The organism is Protofrankia sp. Cas3 (assembly GCF_963555955.1).
Lineage (GTDB): Bacteria > Actinomycetota > Actinomycetes > Frankiales > Frankiaceae > Protofrankia.
Window position 1 is genome coordinate 1 of record NZ_CAUVXP010000165.1, and the last position, 2557, is coordinate 2557.

A 2557-nucleotide genomic window follows, 5' to 3' on the forward strand; every position below is an offset into this window, starting at 1 on the left:
GGCATCGACCTGGCGGGCGGCGCGTTCGGCCGCGAGATCGAGCAGCCGGACGGCGATCGCGGCGAGGCGCACCAGGCCGGCGCCGACGTAGAGCAGCAGCACGACCGGGGCCAGGACCAGGCCACGGCGCCGGCCGCGACAACCGACGCCGCGGACCAGCCACAGCCACAACGCCGCCCCGGCGCCGTGGTCGGCGGGTAGGAGTACCAACCGCCGGTCCTCGGCTGAACGGTCCTCCGGGGTCGGGAGCAGCCCGTGGACGATCCCGGCGGCCACACCGACGACCAGCAGGACGAGGGTGAGGGTCATACCGGCACCGCCACCCGCACGGCGTCGCCCTGCTCCTGGTCCTCGTCGACATCGGCGTCGTGGTCGACAGCGGCCGGCGGCACAACCACGAACCGCCGCGCGACGTCGCCCGCACCGGCTGGGGGGACGTGCTCGTCCGCGTGGTCCTGGTGCTCGTTGTCGGTGGATGTCACCGACGCCGGGACGTCGTCTGCTGGGGGCGTGGCAGGGTCGGTCGGCGCCTGCTGCTCGTGGGAGTCCTGCGCGGCGATCCGGGCGCGTGCCGCGTGGAGGGCGTCCCTGGCGGCGTCGTACCGGACGTGCAGGGCGCGGCGGACGGCGTCGGTGGTGGTGCCCCGCCGGCCGGCAGCGAGGGCCTCCCGCTCCAGGCGTTCCGCGACGTCGACCGAGTCCTGACCGGCAGCGGCGACCGGCGGCGGAAGGGCTAGGCGGGAACGCTTCCCGGTGACCTCCCGGACGGCGTCGGGATGGCTTCCCGGAAGAGCCGGGACAGACGTCCCGGACGGAAGCGTGGGATGAACCGGAAGGGCATCCCACCCGGGGGTCGCCTCGGCCGGAACATGCGTGTCCGGGGTGGAGGGACGGCTGCCCGGAGCGGTCGCGAGGAGGACCGCGGTGCGCCATTCCGTCCACGCGGTCCGGGGCGACAGGACCAGGCGGACCGGACGCAGCGTCGGGATCGGCGCCGGCGTCGCCAGCCCGCGGCGGTGGAGCACCTGCTTACGCAACTCCCCCAACAGCACCTCGAACGCGATCCCGGCGAGCACCGGGATCGCGGCAGCGACAACGATCGTTGTCCGATCCCCGTGCGTGCGGGTCGCCGCGTTCAACGCGTTGGACGCAACCGAACCGCCGACCGCGAGCAGGGTCCCGAGCCGAGCCGCGGTCGCGGCCCGCCCGTTGACCGCCGCGGCGAACGCGACCGCGGCCATCGCCACCGGCAGACCGTCCGCGACCGTCGGCAACAACCAGTCCACGTGGAAACCCAGCCGATGCGCGAACGTCCGCTGCTCCTCGAACGACCAGACGCAGCCGGCCGCCCACACCGCGGCCACCAGGACCAACGCCAACAGCAGCGGCGCCGACAGTGTCCGGCGGTTCACGGGTTCACCGCGCAGGTGTCCGCGGCGAGCACGGCGGCGGCCCGCTCGAACGCCTCGGGGAAGGTGAACCGAGCGCGGGACAGGAACTCCTCATCCCGGTCGGAGCCGGCCGGCTCCCATTCCCACTGCCCGGTCCGGGTGAGCACCTGGGCCGGGTACTGCCCCGGCCTGCCGTCCAGCACGGCCCACCGGTCGGCGCCCCGCGTTTCGACGGTCACCTGCTCGCCGCCGGCACGGAGAACGAACTGGGTGGCCGTGGCCAGCCACCGTTCCAGCTGCTCGCCGCGGGTGGTGCGGCGCTGGAGTTCACCGACCCCGTCCTCCGCCACCGCCCGCGGCACCGGCCACTGGTCGACAACGACCGTTGCCGCACCGTCGCCGGACATGGTCCGGACTACGTCCAGCACCGCTTTCTCGGCCCGGACCAGGGCCGGCGACCCGCCGTCCAGCCCCAGACGCCGGCCGGCGTCGTCGCGGCGACCCAACGTGTACGCGAGCACGTCCCGGGCGGCACGCACCTCGGCCTCGCCGCCGGCGGCGGCGACCGTAGCCGCGTACGCGACCAACGCATCGGTCTCGGCCGCCACCGCGTCGGCGTAGTTCCGCGCCGCGAGCCACAGCGCAGCCGCACCGTCGCGCACCGCGCTCAGGGCACGGGCCAGCTCATCAGACCCGGGGATCTCCGAAGGCCGGACGGTCATGACGTCACCGCCCGGCCACGGGCCTGACGGCGGGCCAGGTCACGACGTTCGTTCTCGTCCAGGCCACCCCACACGCCGGCGTCCTGACCAGTGGCCAGCGCCCAGGACAGACAGGCAGCGCTCACCGGGCACCGGCGGCACACCGCCTTCGCGGCCGCGACCTGGCGTTCCACCACGGGACCGGTCGTACCAACCGGGAAAAACAGCTCGGGATCTTCATCACGGCAGGCGGAACGGTGCCGCCAGTCGACGTACTCATCAGGTGAGCGGGCAGGATCAACCACGGGTTCGACCTCCGGTACTTCGGGGGTTGGATCAAGGCCCTCGGCTGGCGTTGCACCGCCAGCCGAGGGCCGCTTCGTTGTGCATGCCGACTGTCACGCGTGACGTTAGACGCTTAGCTTCTAATGGTCAATGCATAACCTCATGCGCGAAACCACTAAC

Annotated in this window: 3 protein-coding genes and 1 pseudogene; all 4 read right to left on the bottom strand. The window is 73.2% G+C overall.

Annotated features, from left to right (window positions below):
* Window positions 1–309: pseudogene (locus tag U9983_RS22835) on the bottom strand (hypothetical protein); the annotation flags it as partial.
* A complete protein-coding gene (locus tag U9983_RS22840) occupies window positions 306–1412 on the bottom strand; it encodes a DUF2637 domain-containing protein (RefSeq protein ID WP_322755985.1) in 1107 nt (368 codons plus the stop codon). The gene U9983_RS22840 and the pseudogene U9983_RS22835, both read right to left, overlap by 4 nt.
* Window positions 1409–2113 (bottom strand): hypothetical protein, encoded by a 705-nt coding sequence (locus U9983_RS22845; protein WP_322755986.1) that lies wholly within the window; start codon window positions 2111–2113, stop codon window positions 1409–1411. The genes U9983_RS22840 and U9983_RS22845 overlap by 4 nt, the downstream gene beginning before the upstream one ends.
* The gene (locus U9983_RS22850) at window positions 2110–2397 is read right to left on the bottom strand and encodes a WhiB family transcriptional regulator (RefSeq protein ID WP_322755987.1); all 288 of its coding nucleotides are present in this window, start codon (window positions 2395–2397) and stop codon (window positions 2110–2112) included. The genes U9983_RS22845 and U9983_RS22850 overlap by 4 nt, the downstream gene beginning before the upstream one ends.
* Window positions 2398–2557 lie beyond the last annotated feature (160 nt).

Excerpts from the sequence above, each read along its gene's own strand:
- U9983_RS22845 (WP_322755986.1), bottom strand. The coding sequence starts at position 2,113 with ATGACCGTCCGGCCTTCGGAGATCCCCGGGTCTGATGAGCTGGCCCGT.